General features: G+C 56.5%; 10 protein-coding genes. 3 read left to right on the top strand and 7 right to left on the bottom strand.

Annotated features, from left to right (window positions below):
- Position 1: 1 nt before the first annotated feature.
- Complete coding sequence (locus tag DJ564_RS00835; protein ID WP_109626934.1) at positions 2 to 1,132, top strand: glycosyltransferase family 4 protein; 1,131 nt, start codon at positions 2 to 4, stop codon at positions 1,130 to 1,132.
- A gap of 103 nt (positions 1,133 to 1,235) precedes the next feature.
- On the opposite strand, the gene DJ564_RS00840 is transcribed toward DJ564_RS00835, so the two are convergent.
- From DJ564_RS00840 to DJ564_RS00870, 7 genes are all read right to left on the bottom strand, one after another.
- Positions 1,236 to 1,613, bottom strand: a complete 378-nt coding sequence (locus DJ564_RS00840) for a DUF6124 family protein (RefSeq protein WP_109626936.1) — start codon at positions 1,611 to 1,613, stop codon at positions 1,236 to 1,238.
- Between the two features lie 447 nt (positions 1,614 to 2,060).
- Entirely contained in the window at positions 2,061 to 4,091 is a 2,031-nt protein-coding gene (locus tag DJ564_RS00845) for a pyridoxamine 5'-phosphate oxidase family protein (RefSeq protein ID WP_109626938.1), read from the bottom strand.
- 63 nt (positions 4,092 to 4,154) lie between these two features.
- Complete coding sequence (locus DJ564_RS00850) at positions 4,155 to 4,781, bottom strand: glutathione S-transferase family protein (RefSeq protein WP_109626940.1); 627 nt, start codon at positions 4,779 to 4,781, stop codon at positions 4,155 to 4,157.
- A gap of 130 nt (positions 4,782 to 4,911) precedes the next feature.
- A complete protein-coding gene (locus DJ564_RS00855) occupies positions 4,912 to 5,814 on the bottom strand; it encodes a LysR family transcriptional regulator (RefSeq protein ID WP_109626942.1) in 903 nt (300 codons plus the stop codon).
- 757 nt (positions 5,815 to 6,571) lie between these two features.
- Positions 6,572 to 7,006 (bottom strand): universal stress protein, encoded by a 435-nt coding sequence (locus DJ564_RS00860; RefSeq protein ID WP_109626943.1) that lies wholly within the window; start codon positions 7,004 to 7,006, stop codon positions 6,572 to 6,574.
- A 67-nt stretch (positions 7,007 to 7,073) separates the two neighbouring features.
- Positions 7,074 to 9,806: a cation-transporting P-type ATPase gene (locus DJ564_RS00865; protein ID WP_109626946.1), complete on the bottom strand. Its 2,733-nt coding sequence runs from the start codon at positions 9,804 to 9,806 to the stop codon at positions 7,074 to 7,076.
- Between the two features lie 399 nt (positions 9,807 to 10,205).
- Entirely contained in the window at positions 10,206 to 12,416 is a 2,211-nt protein-coding gene (locus DJ564_RS00870) for an LTA synthase family protein (RefSeq protein ID WP_109626948.1), read from the bottom strand.
- Positions 12,417 to 12,706: 290 nt separating this feature from the next.
- Here DJ564_RS00870 and nhaA point away from each other — a divergent pair, with 290 nt between their 5' ends.
- Both nhaA and DJ564_RS00880 read left to right on the top strand, forming a co-directional pair.
- Positions 12,707 to 13,903 carry a Na+/H+ antiporter NhaA gene (nhaA, locus tag DJ564_RS00875; RefSeq protein ID WP_109626950.1) on the top strand — a complete coding sequence of 399 codons (1,197 nt, stop codon included), beginning with the start codon at positions 12,707 to 12,709 and terminating at the stop codon, positions 13,901 to 13,903.
- Between the two features lie 185 nt (positions 13,904 to 14,088).
- Positions 14,089 to 15,543 carry a TrkH family potassium uptake protein gene (locus DJ564_RS00880; RefSeq protein WP_109626952.1) on the top strand — a complete coding sequence of 485 codons (1,455 nt, stop codon included), beginning with the start codon at positions 14,089 to 14,091 and terminating at the stop codon, positions 15,541 to 15,543.
- Positions 15,544 to 15,549: the final 6 nt, after the last annotated feature.

The raw sequence follows: 15,549 nt of genomic DNA on the forward strand, positions 1-15,549 counted from the left end.
TATGCGCGTACTGCACTTTTATAAGACCTACCTGCCCGACTCGATGGGTGGCATCGAACAGGTCATTTTTCAACTCTGCGAGAGCGGCGCGCGCCACTCGGTCGACAGCACGGTACTGACGTTGAGCAACAACCCGGCACCTGGCGCGATACAGATCCGTCAGCACCAGGTTCATCAGGCCCGGATGGATTTTCAGATGGCCTCCACCGGTTTTTCATACAGCGTCTTCAAGCAGTTTCGTGAGCTGGCGGCTGAGGCGGACGTGGTCAATTACCACTTTCCCTGGCCCTTCATGGACCTGGTGCATTTTTTCAGCGCCACTAAAAAGCCCTCCGTGGTGAGCTACCACTCGGACATCATTCGCCAGCGCTATTTGCTCAAGCTCTACCGTCCATTGATGCGTCGTTTCCTGGACAGCGCCGACCGAATCGTCGCAGCCTCCCCCAACTATTTTCATACCAGCGATGTGCTTCAGGAGTACCGCGATAAAACCCGCGTCATCACCTACGGGCTGGACAAGTCAGGTTATCCACAGCCTGAAGCGGAACGTACCGAACACTGGCGCAAACAGGTGGGCGACCGCTTCTTCCTGTTCGTCGGCGTCATGCGCTACTACAAGGGGCTGCATATTCTGCTGGACGCGATGCAAGGGCTGAATTATCCGGTGGTGATCGTTGGGGCCGGACCGCTGGAAGTCGAACTGCATGCCCAGGCCAAGGCCTTGGGATTGCAAAATTTGCACTTCCTGGGGCGTTTGGGTGACGAGGACAAGGTGGCCTTGCTGGAGTTGAGTTACGCGGTGGTGTTTCCGTCACACCTGCGCTCGGAAGCGTTCGGCATCTCGCTGCTCGAAGGCGCGATGTACGGCAAGCCGATGATCTCCAGCGAAATCGGTACCGGCACCAGCTACATCAACATCCACAACGAAACCGGGCTGGTGGTGCCGCCGAGTAATCCACAGGCGTTCCGTGAAGCGATGCGCACGCTGTGGGAAAACCCGACGCGTGCAGCGGAAATGGGCGTGAAGGCTGAGGCGCGGTATCGGCAGTTATTCACCGCTGATGAAATGGGCCGCAAGTGGACCGAGCTGTATGAAGAACTGCTGGAAGAAAAATCCCTGTCCTACGCCTGACTGCTTTTCTGTGGGAGTGAGCCTGCTCGCGATAGTGGTGTATCGGTCGACATCAATGTGACTGTCAGGCCGCCATCGCGAGCAGGCTCGCTCCCACAGTGGTTCAGCGGTGTGGTGCAGATTTTGGTACGGCAACGTTATCCAGCATCCGGTTCATCGCCAACTCCGCCAGCATGACGATCTGCTGAATCGCCATCGCCGTATGCCGATGCGGCCCCTCCAGATACCCCGCAAAATCACTCGCCATCACGCTGGCCTGAGCCAACGATTCACAGGTGTGGGCCAACAGGTCTTCATCTTTGATATCCGGCGCGATCATGAACATCGTGCTTGGCTGGCGGGCCACGGGGGATTTGAGCGCGGACGGGTTGAGGTAGTGATCCAACGCGCGCTCGGCGGCGTCGTTGAGTTTTTTGGAATCGATGGATTCGTAGGGGGAAACGTCGTCGGTTTCCGGGGGATTTGGTGTTTCTTTAATCATGGTGACACTCCGAATGAGAGGGTGGCTGCCACTGATCGCTGCGACGCGATGTGAAGGAGGCAGCTGTACGCGGGGTCGCAGACCGAGCCATTCGGAAACTCGGCATACCCGAAGGTATCCCGCGCACAGCCGCCATCAAGCGGGGCCGGCGATTATGCACCAAATGAACTGAACGGACTGCGACGCCCGGTCGCTGATGTGCAGCGACCTTCAAAGCCTATCCTCCCCGACTTCCGACACGACAACCGCTAGAACGTGTCGGAATCATCTCCAGGAACGCTCAAGTTTGTAGGACGTTCGCAGTATTTTTCAGGCCAACATCGGCCCCAATGTGGGAGCGGGCTTGCTCGCGAAGGCTGTTTAACATTCAACATTGAAGTTGGCTGACACACCGCCATCGCGAGCAGGCTCGCTCCCACAGGGGATCTCCTGCGCTTTGCGGATTCGTTACAGATCCAGCACCAACGGCTGCGACCCTTGCGCCGGCACCGCGCAACAAATCAGCACCTCTCCCGCATCGGGCACTTCCGCCGGGGGCTGTGGATAATTCACTGCGCCGCTGATCAGACGAGTCTTGCACGTGCCACAGGAACCACCGCGACAGCTGAATTCCGGACGCAATCCACGGCTTTCCGCCAGCTCCAGCAAACTCCCGCCCTCCGGCTGCCAGCGCGCCTCTTTGGCCGAGCGCTGGAACACGACAGGCACCGAAACCGTGGCTGCCGGCGGTTGCTCGATGACCACGGCGTCCGGGTCCGGCGTACGACGCAACGTCGACGGACCAAAGGTCTCGGCGTGAATCCTTGAGTCGCGAATGTCCAGGCCCCGCAGGATGTCGTACAGCCCTTGGGTAAAACTGCCCGGACCGCAGAGGACAAAGTCCACCTGGTCGAAGTCTTCCACTTCAAGGATCGTCTTGAGCAAGTCGCCGTCAATCCGCCCGGTCAGGTCGAAATCTTCACCTTCGCGGGCATCCGGCTCCGGCTGGCTGAGCAACCGCAGAACGCGCACCGCGTCACCAAGGCCATCAAGCAAGCGGTCCAGCTCGGGACGAAACGGCTGATCGGCCAAGGTTCGCGAACTCTGGAAAAACCAGGTCGGGCGGATGCCCCGCGTGCGCAGGCCTTGATAAACCACCTCACGTACCATCGACAGCAGCGGCGTGATTCCGACGCCAGCGGCCAACAGCACCAGCGGCCGCCGCTCATTGGCCGTCACGGTGAAATGCCCCTGAGGTGCGCGGGCTTCCAGCACATCGCCGACCCGGATCTGCTCATGCAGGTGCGACGACACAAGGCCTTCACGCTTCACACTGATACGGAAAAAGTCATCGGACGGCGCGCTCGACAGGCTGTACGTGCGGATATGCACATCGCCCCCAATGTTGAATCGCAAAGGCAAATGCTGCCCGGCCTGAAACACCGGCAACCCGGCGTCATCGGCAGGCTCCAGATAGATCGAACGGATGTTGTGGCTCTCCTGTTCGATGCGCGCCACCCGCAGCGGCCGCCAGTGATCGCCCAAGGCCTTGGCTTGCAGGCGTGCATTCGCCTGCGCCCAGGTGCCGGTCAGCAAACTGGTGGGCGACACGCCGTCAAAGCGCCAGCGCAACGCCAGCGCCGCAGGCCGACGCACCACGCGCTCCACGTCGAACGTCCACAGCCGCTCGGCGCCTTGAAAGGCTTCGACTTGCTCGCCTTCGAGGATGACTTGCGCGCGACCGCTGAGGTGCAGCAGGTCGCCGGTATTGAAATCGATGAACAGCAAACCGGCCCGAGGATTGATCAGCAGGTTGCCCAAGGTGTTGAAGAACAGGTTGCCGGCGAAGTCCGGGATGGTCAGGCGATTGCCTTTCACCTGTACGAAACCAGCCTGTCCGCCCCGATGAGAAACGTCCACCGAGCGTTGGCCTTCGACGTCGACATAACTGGCGACAAAGAAGGTATCGGCGCCGGCGATCATGGCTTGGGCCGCGTCATCCAGCGCATTGAGGTGTTGCGCGACACGGGTCGCCGGATCCGCCAAGGACACCGAACGAAACTGGCGCAACTGGATGTATTGCGGGCAATTGCCGAAGGATTGCTCCACCGTGACCGCGAAGCCATCCTCGGTGACAGCGCCGACTCGGCCGTTCATACGGTTGCGGCGTCGGGTGTGCAGCTCGATACCGAGCAGACCGATCGCCGCACCTTCTTGCAACTGCGCAGGGTCGTCGCTGCCAGGCAGGCTGGCGAGCTGCAACAACGCAGGTGCCGGGGAATGAGCAAACCCCGGTGCCCCTTCGAGAATGCTGGCCCAAGGGTTGCCGTCGGCATCCACCGCGCCGTACAGCATGAACGGCAGTTGCTGATAGAACTGGCGGTGCTGATCCGGCATCTCGCCGCGAATCACCCTACGACCTAATGTGTCCATTCGCTCGGCCACACCCACGTGAGCCTGCAACTGTTTCTCGCCTGCGTGCCAAGGTGAACGGTCCATAACGGCTTCTCCCCTGCGCTCATCGCGCAACCAGAACGGCCCGACAGAGTCGGGCCGTTAACATCAGGCAGTTTTTTGCAAACCGACGACGGTGCGCGGCATGCCGACAAACCCTGGCAGGGCTTCGATGCGCGCCAGCCAGGCGCGGATATTGGCGTAGTCGTCCAGCGACACGTTGCCTTCCGGCGCATGGGCGATGTAGCTGTAGGCCGAGACATCGGCGATGGTCGGCTCATTGCCGACAAGGTATTGCGTGGCGGCCAATTCCTGATCGATCGCTTTGAGCCAGGTGTGGGAGTAAGCGATCACTTCTTCGGCGTTGTAAGACGCACCAAACACAGTGATCAACCTTGCTCTAGCTGGGCCAAAGGCAATCGGCCCGGCGGCGATCGACAACCAGCGCTGGACCCTGGCCGCACCGACCGGATCGGTTGGCAACCAACGCCCGTCGCCGTATTTCTGCGCCAGGTAAACCAGAATCGCGTTGGAATCGGCCAGCACCACGCCTTGATCATCAATCGCCGGCACCTGACCCAACGGATTGAGCGACAGGTAATCCGGCTGCTTGTGCGCGCCTTTGGCCAGATCGACGAAGATCAGCTCGGTCGGCAGTTGCAGCAGGGACAGCATCAGCTCCACACGGTGAGCATGGCCGGAACGTGGGAAGTTGTAGAGTTTGATGGCTTGCATGGTCGACTCCGCTGGGTAGTGGCGCCGTTCAGGGAAGATCAGCGCCGATGGGAGCTATCTTCCCCTCTCAACCAAAACAACAGAATAACCAGCAATCGCAATCCATTATTTCAGCCAGCGCAATAACCCGTCAGCGGTGCAAGGCCGGGTGCTCACGCAGCACTTTCACCGCGAAGTCGACAAAGCTGCGGACCCGCACCGGCGCCTTGCGTCCACCCTGATAGACCACATGAATGGGCAACGGCGGCAGTTCGAAGTCAGCCAGCACGATTTCCAGCTCACCGGCGGCGATCTTGCTCGCCACTTGATACGACAGGACTCGGGTCAGGCCCAGCCCCAGGCTCGCGGCGGTAATGGCTGCCTGATTGGCCGTGACCACAAGCCTCGGCTCCGGGCGGGCACTCAGTGGCTCCCCCGCCTCAAGGAACGGCCAGTTTCTCAGTTGGCCAATGGACGAGGTGGCGATAATCGGCGCCCCGTTTAAATCATTGGGGTGCAGAGGCTTGCCGCGCTTCGCCAGAAACTCCGGAGAGGCGCAAATAACCCGCCGCACCTCGCCCACATGAATCGCATGCTGGTTGCTGTCAGGCAATTCACCGATGCGCACCGCCACATCGATGCCCTCCTCGACCATGCTCACCACCCGGTCGACGAGCAGCGCGTTGATGGTGACTTCAGGAAACTGATTGAGGTAACCGACCGTGAGCGGCGTGACGAATAACTCACCGAACAATACCGGTGCTGTAATCGTCAGTTGCCCACGAGGTTGTGCGTGACTGCCGGCCGCCGAATCCTCGGCTTCCTGCACCTCGGCGAGAATCCTCCGACAATCTTCCAGAAAACGCTGCCCCGCCTCACTCAAATGCACGCTGCGAGTGGTCCGCGTCAGCAACTGCGTGCCGATGCGCTTCTCCAACGCAGCCACCGCCCGGGTGACGCTAGCTGCCGACATCCCCAAACGCCGCGCCGCCGCAGAGAAGCCTTGGTCCTGGGCGACGGCGACGAAGACCTGCATTTCCTGGAATCTGTCCATGGGGCAATGTCCTTCATTCGGATAAAAAAAATCGCAACCATAGGCTGCGATTTTTAGTGTTGGCGCTGAACAAAACATTTTGACACTAGCAGGTCAGTAAATACGAGGGCAAACGTATTAACCTGGCACGCAGCCAGGTGGTGTTTTGCCGTTAACGAAGTTGCTCGACGTGTCGCCGGAGGTGCTGGATCTGATTGCCTGCTCGGCCCCTTGCCAGCCGGCCTGGCGCAAAGCGTAGAGCAAGGTGGCGGCATCCAGCCCCGGCACCGCATGCCCGTTGCCTTCGGAATCATCGAGATATCAAACATCCAAGGCTGATGAAGCGTGGGGGGAGATTCGCAGGGGGGCTTATGTCCCGAAATAGTCTTCCGGGCCTGACTAATTCATCATAAACCAACCAACTCTCTCTCAGAGGCGAGTGGATGGTGGGCAAAGCCGCGAAGGTTGGGGTACCGGCAACTAGTACCGGCCACCCTTTCGGGCGCCCGACGCGACTCCGCCCATAACGCAGACAACGCGATAATTCACAGAGGCCCTAAGCAATCCCGCTGGATTCACCGACGGGCTTCTTGGTAACAATTCTAGGCTAATCGATATCAAGTCTTCGTCGAGATTTGATTCAAAAAACATCACTCCCACCCCGATAGGAGCAGTGTTCCATGGTCGGCTACGGGCAAGGCTCAATCAAATTCTTTCCAGAACACCTCGTCTTCGATAATCCATTACGGGGCCGTGCTATCAAGCAATTCGCGATCTCTTATTTGACTAAGGTGATTGGTACTTCTGAGAGCTGAATCACCTTAGCCGCGACAGAACCCAGAAAGATCCCCGCCAGAAAACCGTTACCATGGGAACCTAGGATGATGCTGTCACATCCTAGGGATTGCGAGCTCGCCACGATTCTGCTGGCAGCATCGCCTTGTAACGTATGGAATGTGAATGCAATGCCTTCTTGTGTCAGAAGCGTCACAGCCTTTTGTGAGTCTTCAGCACTTTTATCACCGTAGTAACGATCAATCTCATCCTCGCTCATGTCGTGTGCGATTCGAGTGGGTAAAAGTGGCTGCACATTCACCAGATGTACCTCAACACTCCCGCCCAGTAATCCGCCATCTTGGATCAGCCCAATAAGGTAACTAACCGCGCGCTCCGAATGCTCGGAACCATCGACAGCTACAAGTATTTTATGCATTTTCTAAACCCTCTTTCAGTGGCATGAAGATGCTTGTCGATAGGGTATGGCCAGCTTGCAATCAGTTCTACTCGGACAAGCGGATTCGAATTTGTTTTTCAATCTCGATGATCGCAAAGAGCGCAACACCAACCCCGATGATCAGTAGGCCATCAAGGAAGGGGATCGCTTCTGTGGCAAACACCTTTTGCAGCGGTGGCGCATACGTGATGGCGAACTGAGCGATGGTAACCACTGCGACGGTCATCCACACGACCTTGGTGCCACGAATGCCCTTCCAGGTAAGCGATGTGCTGTAGAGATTACGAATGAAGAACAAATGGAATATTTCCATCACGACTAACGTGTTCACCGCGATGGTTCGGGCCAACTCCACCGAGTAGCCTCGGTCGAGCGCATACGAAAAAATACCGTAAACGCCGCAGAGAAACAGAATAGAAACAAGCACCATATGCCAGACTAAAGCACCGCTTATCAGCGGCTCTTTGCGCGAACGGGGCGGTCTGCGCATGGTGTTTTCTTCGGTGGGCTCAAACGCTAGTGCGATGCCGAGCGTCACTGCGGTTATCAGATTGATCCACAGAATCTGTATCGGCGTCACCGGCAGTGTAAGGCCGAGTAGCAGGGCCACGATGATGGTCATGGTCTCGCCCGCGTTTGTAGGCAGCGTCCAGCTCAGCACTTTCTTGATGTTGTCGTAGACTGTCCGCCCTTCGCGCACTGCAGCCACGATGGACGCGAAGTTGTCATCGGCCAGCACCAGGTCTGCGGCTTCCTTGGCGGCCTCACTGCCTTTTCCACCCATGGCGATACCGGCATCGGCACGCTTTAGCGCTGGTGCATCGTTAACACCATCGCCGGTCATGGCCACAGCCATGCCATTCGATTGCAGCAGCATTACCAGCCTGAGCTTATGTTCGGGGCTGGTACGAGCAAAGATATTGACGTCCTTTACCGCCTCCTTGAGGGCGGCATCGTTCATGGCGTCCAGGTCTACACCAGTCAGCACCTTGTCGGGATTTTGCAGGCCAATCTGGTAACCGATGGCAGCGGCGGTGCCGCCATGATCGCCAGTAATCATTTTTACGACAATGCCCGCCGCTTGGCATTGTTGAACTGCCTTTATGGTCTCGGGTCTAGGCGGGTCAATCAGCCCGACCATACCCAGCAAGGTTAATGTCCCTTGCACGTCCCCAAACTCCAACACGGTGTGCTCGGGCTGAACTGATCTAACTGCAAAAGCCAATACACGCTGCCCTTTGGCAGCAATCGTGTTTGCCTGTTCGTGCCAGTAGTCCGCGTTTAGCGTCTCAGTCCCGCCAGCGTTTACGAGCTGCTGCGTGCTCATGGCCAATATTTGCTCTGGCGCACCTTTCACATAAATAGAGGCCTTCCGATCATGGTTGTGATGCAGGGTCGCCATAAAGCGGTGTTTCGCGTCAAACGGAATGGCATCGGTGCGGGGCCAGGCCCGATGATCTTCATCGCTATCTACTCCGGTCTTTCCGGAAAATGCCAGCAAGGCACCCTCCATCGGATCTCCCTCTACCTTCCATAAGTCTTCATGCAGGCGCAGCACAGCATCGTTGCACAGGCCGGCTGCTCGCCCCAGTTCTGCCAACACAGGGTAAGTCGATATATCGACTAGCTGATCTGCAAGACTGATGCTTCCCGCAGGCTGATAACCTGCGCCATCGACCTTGAAGATGAGATCGTTCGTGACGACCGATGCCACCATCATTTCGTTGCGGGTGAGTGTACCGGTCTTGTCAGTGCAGATGACGGATACCGAGCCTAGCGTTTCGATGGCAGGCAGGCGACGCACGATGGCGTTGCGGCGAGCCATTGCCCGAACTCCGACAGCCAGAGTGATAGTAAGGACAGCGGGTAGCCCTTCAGGTATCGCCGCGACTGACATCCCGACCACGACCATGAAGATATCGGTGAACTCGTAGTGTCCGACATAATGGCCGAACACGAGCAAAAGGCCGCCGACTAACAAGATCAAGATCGTCAGCCAGCGCGCAAATACGTTCATTTGCTGCACCAGCGGAGTGGTCAGCGTTTCTACTCCTGCAAGCAGCGTACTGATGCGTCCGATTTCAGCTGCTGCTGCGGTAGCAACTACAACCCCAGTTGCTTGTCCGCAAGTCACGAGCGTGCCGCTGAACGCCATGCAAGTACGATCACCCAGGGCGGCTTCAAGACCCACTGGTTCGGTATGTTTTTCTATTGGTACGGATTCACCGGTGAGAATTGCTTCTTGAATTTGTAGTCTGTTCGCGTGCAGCAGTCGTAAATCAGCAGGTACTTTGTCTCCGGCCTCCAGCAAGACAATATCGCCCGGTACTAGCTCCTCGCCTACAACACTCAAGCGTTCGCCTGCACGAACCACTGCGGCGTGCGGTGCCAGCATCTGCCGGATAGCGTCCATGGCTTTTTCCGCTTTGCCTTCCTGGACATATCCAATGATTGCGTTTGCAATAACCACTGCAAGAATCACCACCGTGTCCCACAGATGCTGCAGCATCGCGGTAATCGCAGCGGATCCTAGAAGCACATAAATCAGAATGTTGTGAAATTGCAGCAGGAATCTGAGCCACGCAGGTCGACGTGCTGCTTCTGGTAGCCTGTTGAAACCAGTGCGGGCAAGCCTGGCTTGAACTTCGGCGGCCTCCAGCCCAACATGCTCATTGACCTCAAGCAGGTTCGTCACTTGCTCTGCAGGCAGGGAGTGCCAGGCCACGGAATGCGGAGGGATTGGTGTTTGCTCAACTGCTGCATCGACCACCTGATTCATCAATAATTATCTCCTGTGCGCACAGCTCAACTGAATCGGGCTGAGGTGGTCATGAGCGAGCGTGGCTATATCAGAATGCTGAAAAATCGTTCGTCGTTCTTACATTCTCTATGTCATCTAGCTGATACGAACTAAAAGATACATGCAACCAATCGCTTGATGATTATTGACTTAAATCAAATTGTTGGCAGTCGGTAGTGTGACAAGATATTTTACTGAGTAAGCTATTCTTCGATCTAAGTTTCTGGTGATTAAGGGTGTCAGCCGCCTGATATTATTGTTTAGTAAGTTCGATCTGTAAGCCTTTTGAATACCGTTACTGCAATACGTTGATAAATCATTACGTTACAGTCCGCCTATTGGTTGCACTCGACGTCAGAGTGCAACCATACGGGGTACCTAGCTTGATTGAGCACCGCTGTCGACCGGATTCTCATCCAGCACTTCTAGTGCTTCTGGCAACTCGGTAATCACGCTGAAGTCGCTCACCTCAACGGCACCCAATCCATAGCCCAACAAGTGGAACGAAAACGCCTTACGCGACTGCGGATTGTCAAAACTGAAGTCCATCTCCAGTGGCTGGTCTGCAGTGACGACCATTTCGGCTGGCAGGCCCAGTTGGACATCCTGTTCCAGCTCCTTGGCCTTGAGCAGTATGTAGGCGTTCTGTTGTGGATCTACCGAGCGCACGGTCAGACGCACGCGAGTATGTGAGCCCTTGGGCATTTCCAGGTACTGAGCACCGATAAGGTTATCGGCCCAGTCATCCTTGATCTGCGCCTGAAGCGGGATGATGGCGGGACTGCCGAACTGGTAGTGCTGGTTCAACGGTGTCCGGAGCAGCGAATGATCCAGTGCCGTCGCTCTGGCTACGATTTGGCGGGCACGCTGGCCCCCATACTGCCCCGTCAAGGTTGCACGCTCGGCAATGAAGCCGGCGCTGGCGTAATACCGACAGCGCTGTTGAAAGTCACACTCGGTCAAGATGCCTTGGCCATCGTGATAGCGCAGCTTGTCGTTGGTGAATGACATGATTTCGCGGCCCGTTTCATAATCACGAAACAGGGAACGACCGCTCAAGGCTGAGGGGACGGGTAAGGCGAAGTAGTCGAGTATCGAGGTACTCAGATCGACATGCCCGTAGACCCCAGACTTCACCCTGGGCAACTGATCCTGCTCGGGCGCTAGCATCAGGTTGAAGCCCCAAGAGGAAGCCAGGCGCACACCATCTATGCCGTGGGATTCGTCCGAGGTGATCACCAGCAGGGTGTCTTTCAAGATGCCCTGACGTTCCAGGCCGCTGAGGAATTGCCCGAGAGCATCATCCAGATACCCGACGGCGGCCTGCTTGGGTGTGTCGTAGCGCTCAAGGTAGTCTTCAGGGGCCGAATAGGGTTGGTGGGTGCCAACGGTCAGCAGGGTCAGCATCCACGGCGTCTTCTGCTTTTTCAGCTGGCCGACATAGTCCAGCGCCCCTTCGAAGAACGCCTTGTCATCCTTGCCCCAAGGGAACTCCAGATAGTTGCTATTAGTGAACCATTCCAAGCCATGGGTCGCATCGAAGCCGATGTGCGGCATGATCTTGTCTTTGGCCATGAATCGAAGGCCTGCACCCTGAAGGTAGTGCGTGGTAAACCCGTTCTTATGCAACTGGGCTGGCAAGCAGGCTTGGTTGCGCTTGCTCTGGGTCAACATTTCGACGCCTTTGGGCGTGCCGTTATCCAGCTTGTCGTAATCGCCGCAAAGCATCGCGTAAAGGCCGCGAATGGTTTGATGGCTATGCAGTACATAGTCCGGCGTATTCATGCCGCGCTCTGCCCAACGACTGAGGTTGGGCATGAGGTTTTCTTGATAGCTGCTGTGCAGGGCTTGGCGGTTGACGCCGACGTAAGCGCCGGGAATACCTTCCAGCGCGATGATCAACACATTGCGCGCACGCCCCGGTGCCGCGAGCAATTTCTGTCCGTCCAAATCGAGTTGAGTGAGCCCCGCCATTTGCGGTGGGACATCGACAACATCACCTTCCAACCACTCTTCTGCGCTTGCCTGAACATCGCCAACGCTCGCGGCCATCAACTGATGCGGGAGGTTGAACAAGCGCCACTGGTCTTCCTCTGAGGGGTACAGGTGCTGAGCGCCCCAATGGGCGATCAATAGCAGTAGCGGTGCTCCCCACGCGCTTCGTGGCAAGCCCGGAGCGGCAGTGGAGCGCCCCAGATACTGCGTGATCAGCCAAATCACCAGTCCAAGAAACAGAGTGGCGGCTAGCCAAGGCTGGGCGAAACCACCACCGGTAGAGTTTTCCAAAAACTGAGGGTCGATCAGGTAGTGCAGGTCTGAGGAGTTTGGAAGTCTACCGACCGCGCTGACCAGTTCGGCAGTCGCCAGCGTCATAAGTCCCCATGCCAGCAGCACTGGAAGTGCCAACCACCAAGGACGGCGATGCAGGAGTACGATGAGCAGGCTCGCAATTCCCAGATCTGAAAGGTAGCCGAGTGGATTCGACCAACCCAGTGCCGCACGCATGCACACAGGCACTATCAGAACCAATCCGATCAAAGTGATGAGGCGTGCATAGGGTTGTCGTAACCAGCGACGGATAATGTTCACAGAGGCCTTCCAGACATTAAATCTTCATACAAGTGTGCTGGATGGTATCAAGCGATGGGAAGACTGATCGGGTTATTCGAAAAGGGCATGGGGTATGGAGCCGATGGGCGGCATGTATTGTTTCGCATGCCAATAGGTTCTGGTCTAAAACCCCCATTCCAGAGTAATGAATGAACAGCATTAATGCCCGGTTATGGCCTTGAACATTAACTGTTTCAGGCTGTTTAACGCCGCCATTCGTGTAGGCCAGATGTTAATCTATTACCTTTTAAGTGATCCCAAGGACGTTGATGACCAAGCATCAAGCTAAAGCCGAAACCCCTAGAGCAGCCGCGATTCTGGCTCGCTTCCTGTCGTCGGAATCCGCTGGCGGTCTCGTGTTGATGGGTGCAGCTCTGGCCGCTCTGATTGTTGCTAACTCACCTCTATCCCAGAGTTACTTTGCAGCCTTGCACAGCGTTTGGATGGGCATGTCTGTAGAGCATTGGGTGAATGATGGTCTGATGGCGATCTTCTTTCTGATGGTCGGTCTAGAAATCAAACGAGAGGTGCTGGCCGGTGGGCTTTCCACGTGGGGGCAGCGTGCCTTACCTGGATTTGGTGCTTTGGGCGGCATGGTTGTTCCTGCGCTGATCTACATCGCAATCAACTGGGGTAATCCTGAGACCTTGGGGGGGTGGGCGATCCCGGCCGCTACTGACATCGCATTCGCCTTAGGTGTTTTGTCGTTGCTGGGTAAGCGAGTCCCGACTTCGCTGAAAGTGTTTCTGGCTGCCTTGGCGATCATTGACGATCTGGGCGCGGTGGTGATCATCGCCTTTTTCTATACGTCGGGCCTTTCCATGCCGATGTTGCTGGCCTCGCTTGCGACCCTGGTCATTCTGATCGCAATGAATCGATTGGGCGTAAGGCGATTGTTCCCGTATCTCCTGGTCGGTGGTGTGCTGTGGTTCTTCGTGCTGCAATCGGGTGTCCATGCCACGCTGGCCGGTGTCGCTGTGGCGCTGTGCATCCCCATGGGCAAGCCAGAAGAGGAAGCCCGATCTCCGCTGCTTTTCCTGGAAGAGAAGCTGCACATGTGGGTAGCTTTCGCTGTGGTGCCGATTTTTGGTTTCGCCAACGCGGGTGTTTCATTGGCCGGTATTTCGATGGAGAACCTGGTCGATCCGGTTCCACTGGGTGTCGCTCTGGGGCTGCTGGTGGGCAAGCAGGTCGGTATTTTCCTATTGGCTGCTATGGCGATTCGTATGGGCCTGGCCAAGCTGCCGGAAGGGAGTACCTGGGTTCAACTCTATGGCGTAGCACTGTTGTGCGGCATTGGTTTCACTATGAGCCTATTCATTGGCAATCTGGCGTTCGCCGGATCAGCTCTTTTGATTGATGAAGTCAAAGTCGGTGTATTGATCGGATCGATTCTGGCAGCGTTGGGCGGCGTTATAGTCCTTCGCCGCAGCAGCGTCCTAACGAGTGCTGCCGTAGCCAAATAATCTCTCTTGATATGACCACAGTATTTCTCGAAACCTAGAAATACTGTGGTTTAGGAACCTGCGTCAGCCACTTAACAACCGATCCTTGTTTGACTGATTGCCCGTAGAAATTTTACGCAAAATTTACGGGGCGTGGAGGTTGAGCATTCGATACTGCGCGGCGCTAATTTGGCAGGCTACTTTCTATGTCCCTCGCAGCATTGCGGCTCATCGGCTTCATCATAGGCATTTTTTTGATCACGCTGGCCGTAAGCATGGCTATTCCCATGATTACGCTGGTGGCCTATGAGCGTAACGACGATCTGTCGGCTTTTCTCTGGTCGAGTTTGATTACCTTCATAAGCGGCCTTCTTTTGATCGTGCGTGGGCGTCCTGATACTGGCCAGCTCCGTCCGAGGGATATGTACCTGTTGACGACTGGCAGTTGGGTGGTGGTGTGTACCTTCGCTGCGTTGCCAATGGTGTTCATCAGCCACATCAGTTACACCGACGCTTTCTTCGAAACAATGTCCGGCATCACAACCACTGGCTCAACTGTCCTGAGTGGTTTGGATACCGCTTCACCGGGATTGTTGATCTGGCGCTCGATGCTGCACTGGTTGGGTGGGATCGGCTTCATCGGCATGGCTGTGGCGATCCTTCCACTGTTGCGAGTGGGTGGCATGCGTCTTTTCCAGACAGAGTCTTCAGACTGGTCGGAGAAAGTGACGCCGCGTTCCCATGTGGCAGCCAAGTACATCCTCTTTCTCTATCTGGGACTTACTGGCATCGGGGCTCTGGCACTCTGGATCGCTGGGATGACGCCGTTTGACGCGGTCAACCACGCAATGTCGTTGATCTCGACTGGCGGATTCTCCACTTCGGACGCCTCGCTTGGGCATTGGACGCAGCCAGCGATTCACTGGGTAGCGGTGGTCATCATGATTCTGGGCAGCCTGCCTTTTACCTTGTACGTCGCAACTTTGCGCGGCCATAGGCGTGCGCTACTGAAGGATCACCAGGTACGCGGATTTCTTGGATTCCTGATTGTCACCTGGCTGGCTGTGGGTACATGGCTATGCTTTCACAGCGACTACGTTTGGTGGGATGCATTTCGTATTGTGGCGGTCAACGTGACCTCCGTCGTCACGACCACAGGAGTTGCAGTTGGCGATTACACACTATGGGGTAGTTTTGCCGTTCTGTTTTTCTTCTATCTGACGTTTGTCGGCGGATGCTCAGGCTCGACGGCTGGCGGACTGAAAATCTTTCGCTTCCAAGTTGCTGCCGCCCTACTCGTGAGTAGTTTGAAGCAGTTGATTCATCCTCGAGCCGTGATTCAGAAGAAGTACAACGGTCACCCCATTGACGAGGAGATCTTGCGCTCACTTTTAACCTTCTCATTTTTCTTCACCATCACCATTGCGGTAATCGCCCTAGGGCTCGCTTTAATCGGACTGGATTGGACGACGGCTTTAAGTGGCGCTGCTACTGCTGTGTGTAACGTTGGGCCAGGCCTGGGCACGATTATCGGGCCTGCCGGTAACTTCTCATCACTACCTGATGCAGCAAAATGGTTACTGACCATTGGCATGTTACTGGGGCGGTTGGAAATCCTGACCGTGCTGGTACTTATTACGCCAGTCTTTTGGAGGTATTAGCCTACC

Source organism: Pseudomonas sp. 31-12 (assembly GCF_003151075.1).
GTDB lineage: Bacteria > Pseudomonadota > Gammaproteobacteria > Pseudomonadales > Pseudomonadaceae > Aquipseudomonas.

Bases quoted from the DNA above. Each gene is read 5' to 3' on its own strand.
- DJ564_RS00845 (WP_109626938.1), bottom strand. From the start codon at position 4,091: ATGGACCGTTCACCTTGGCACGCAGGCGAGAAACAGTTGCAGGCTCAC.
- nhaA (WP_109626950.1), top strand. From the start codon at position 12,707: ATGACCAAGCATCAAGCTAAAGCCGAAACCCCTAGAGCAGCCGCGATT.
- DJ564_RS00850 (WP_109626940.1), bottom strand. From the start codon at position 4,781: ATGCAAGCCATCAAACTCTACAACTTCCCACGTTCCGGCCATGCTCAC.
- DJ564_RS00840 (WP_109626936.1), bottom strand. From the start codon at position 1,613: ATGATTAAAGAAACACCAAATCCCCCGGAAACCGACGACGTTTCCCCC.
- DJ564_RS00880 (WP_109626952.1), top strand. From the start codon at position 14,089: ATGTCCCTCGCAGCATTGCGGCTCATCGGCTTCATCATAGGCATTTTT.
- DJ564_RS00865 (WP_109626946.1), bottom strand. From the start codon at position 9,806: ATGAATCAGGTGGTCGATGCAGCAGTTGAGCAAACACCAATCCCTCCG.
- DJ564_RS00855 (WP_109626942.1), bottom strand. From the start codon at position 5,814: ATGGACAGATTCCAGGAAATGCAGGTCTTCGTCGCCGTCGCCCAGGAC.
- DJ564_RS00835 (WP_109626934.1), top strand. From the start codon at position 2: ATGCGCGTACTGCACTTTTATAAGACCTACCTGCCCGACTCGATGGGT.
- DJ564_RS00860 (WP_109626943.1), bottom strand. From the start codon at position 7,006: ATGCATAAAATACTTGTAGCTGTCGATGGTTCCGAGCATTCGGAGCGC.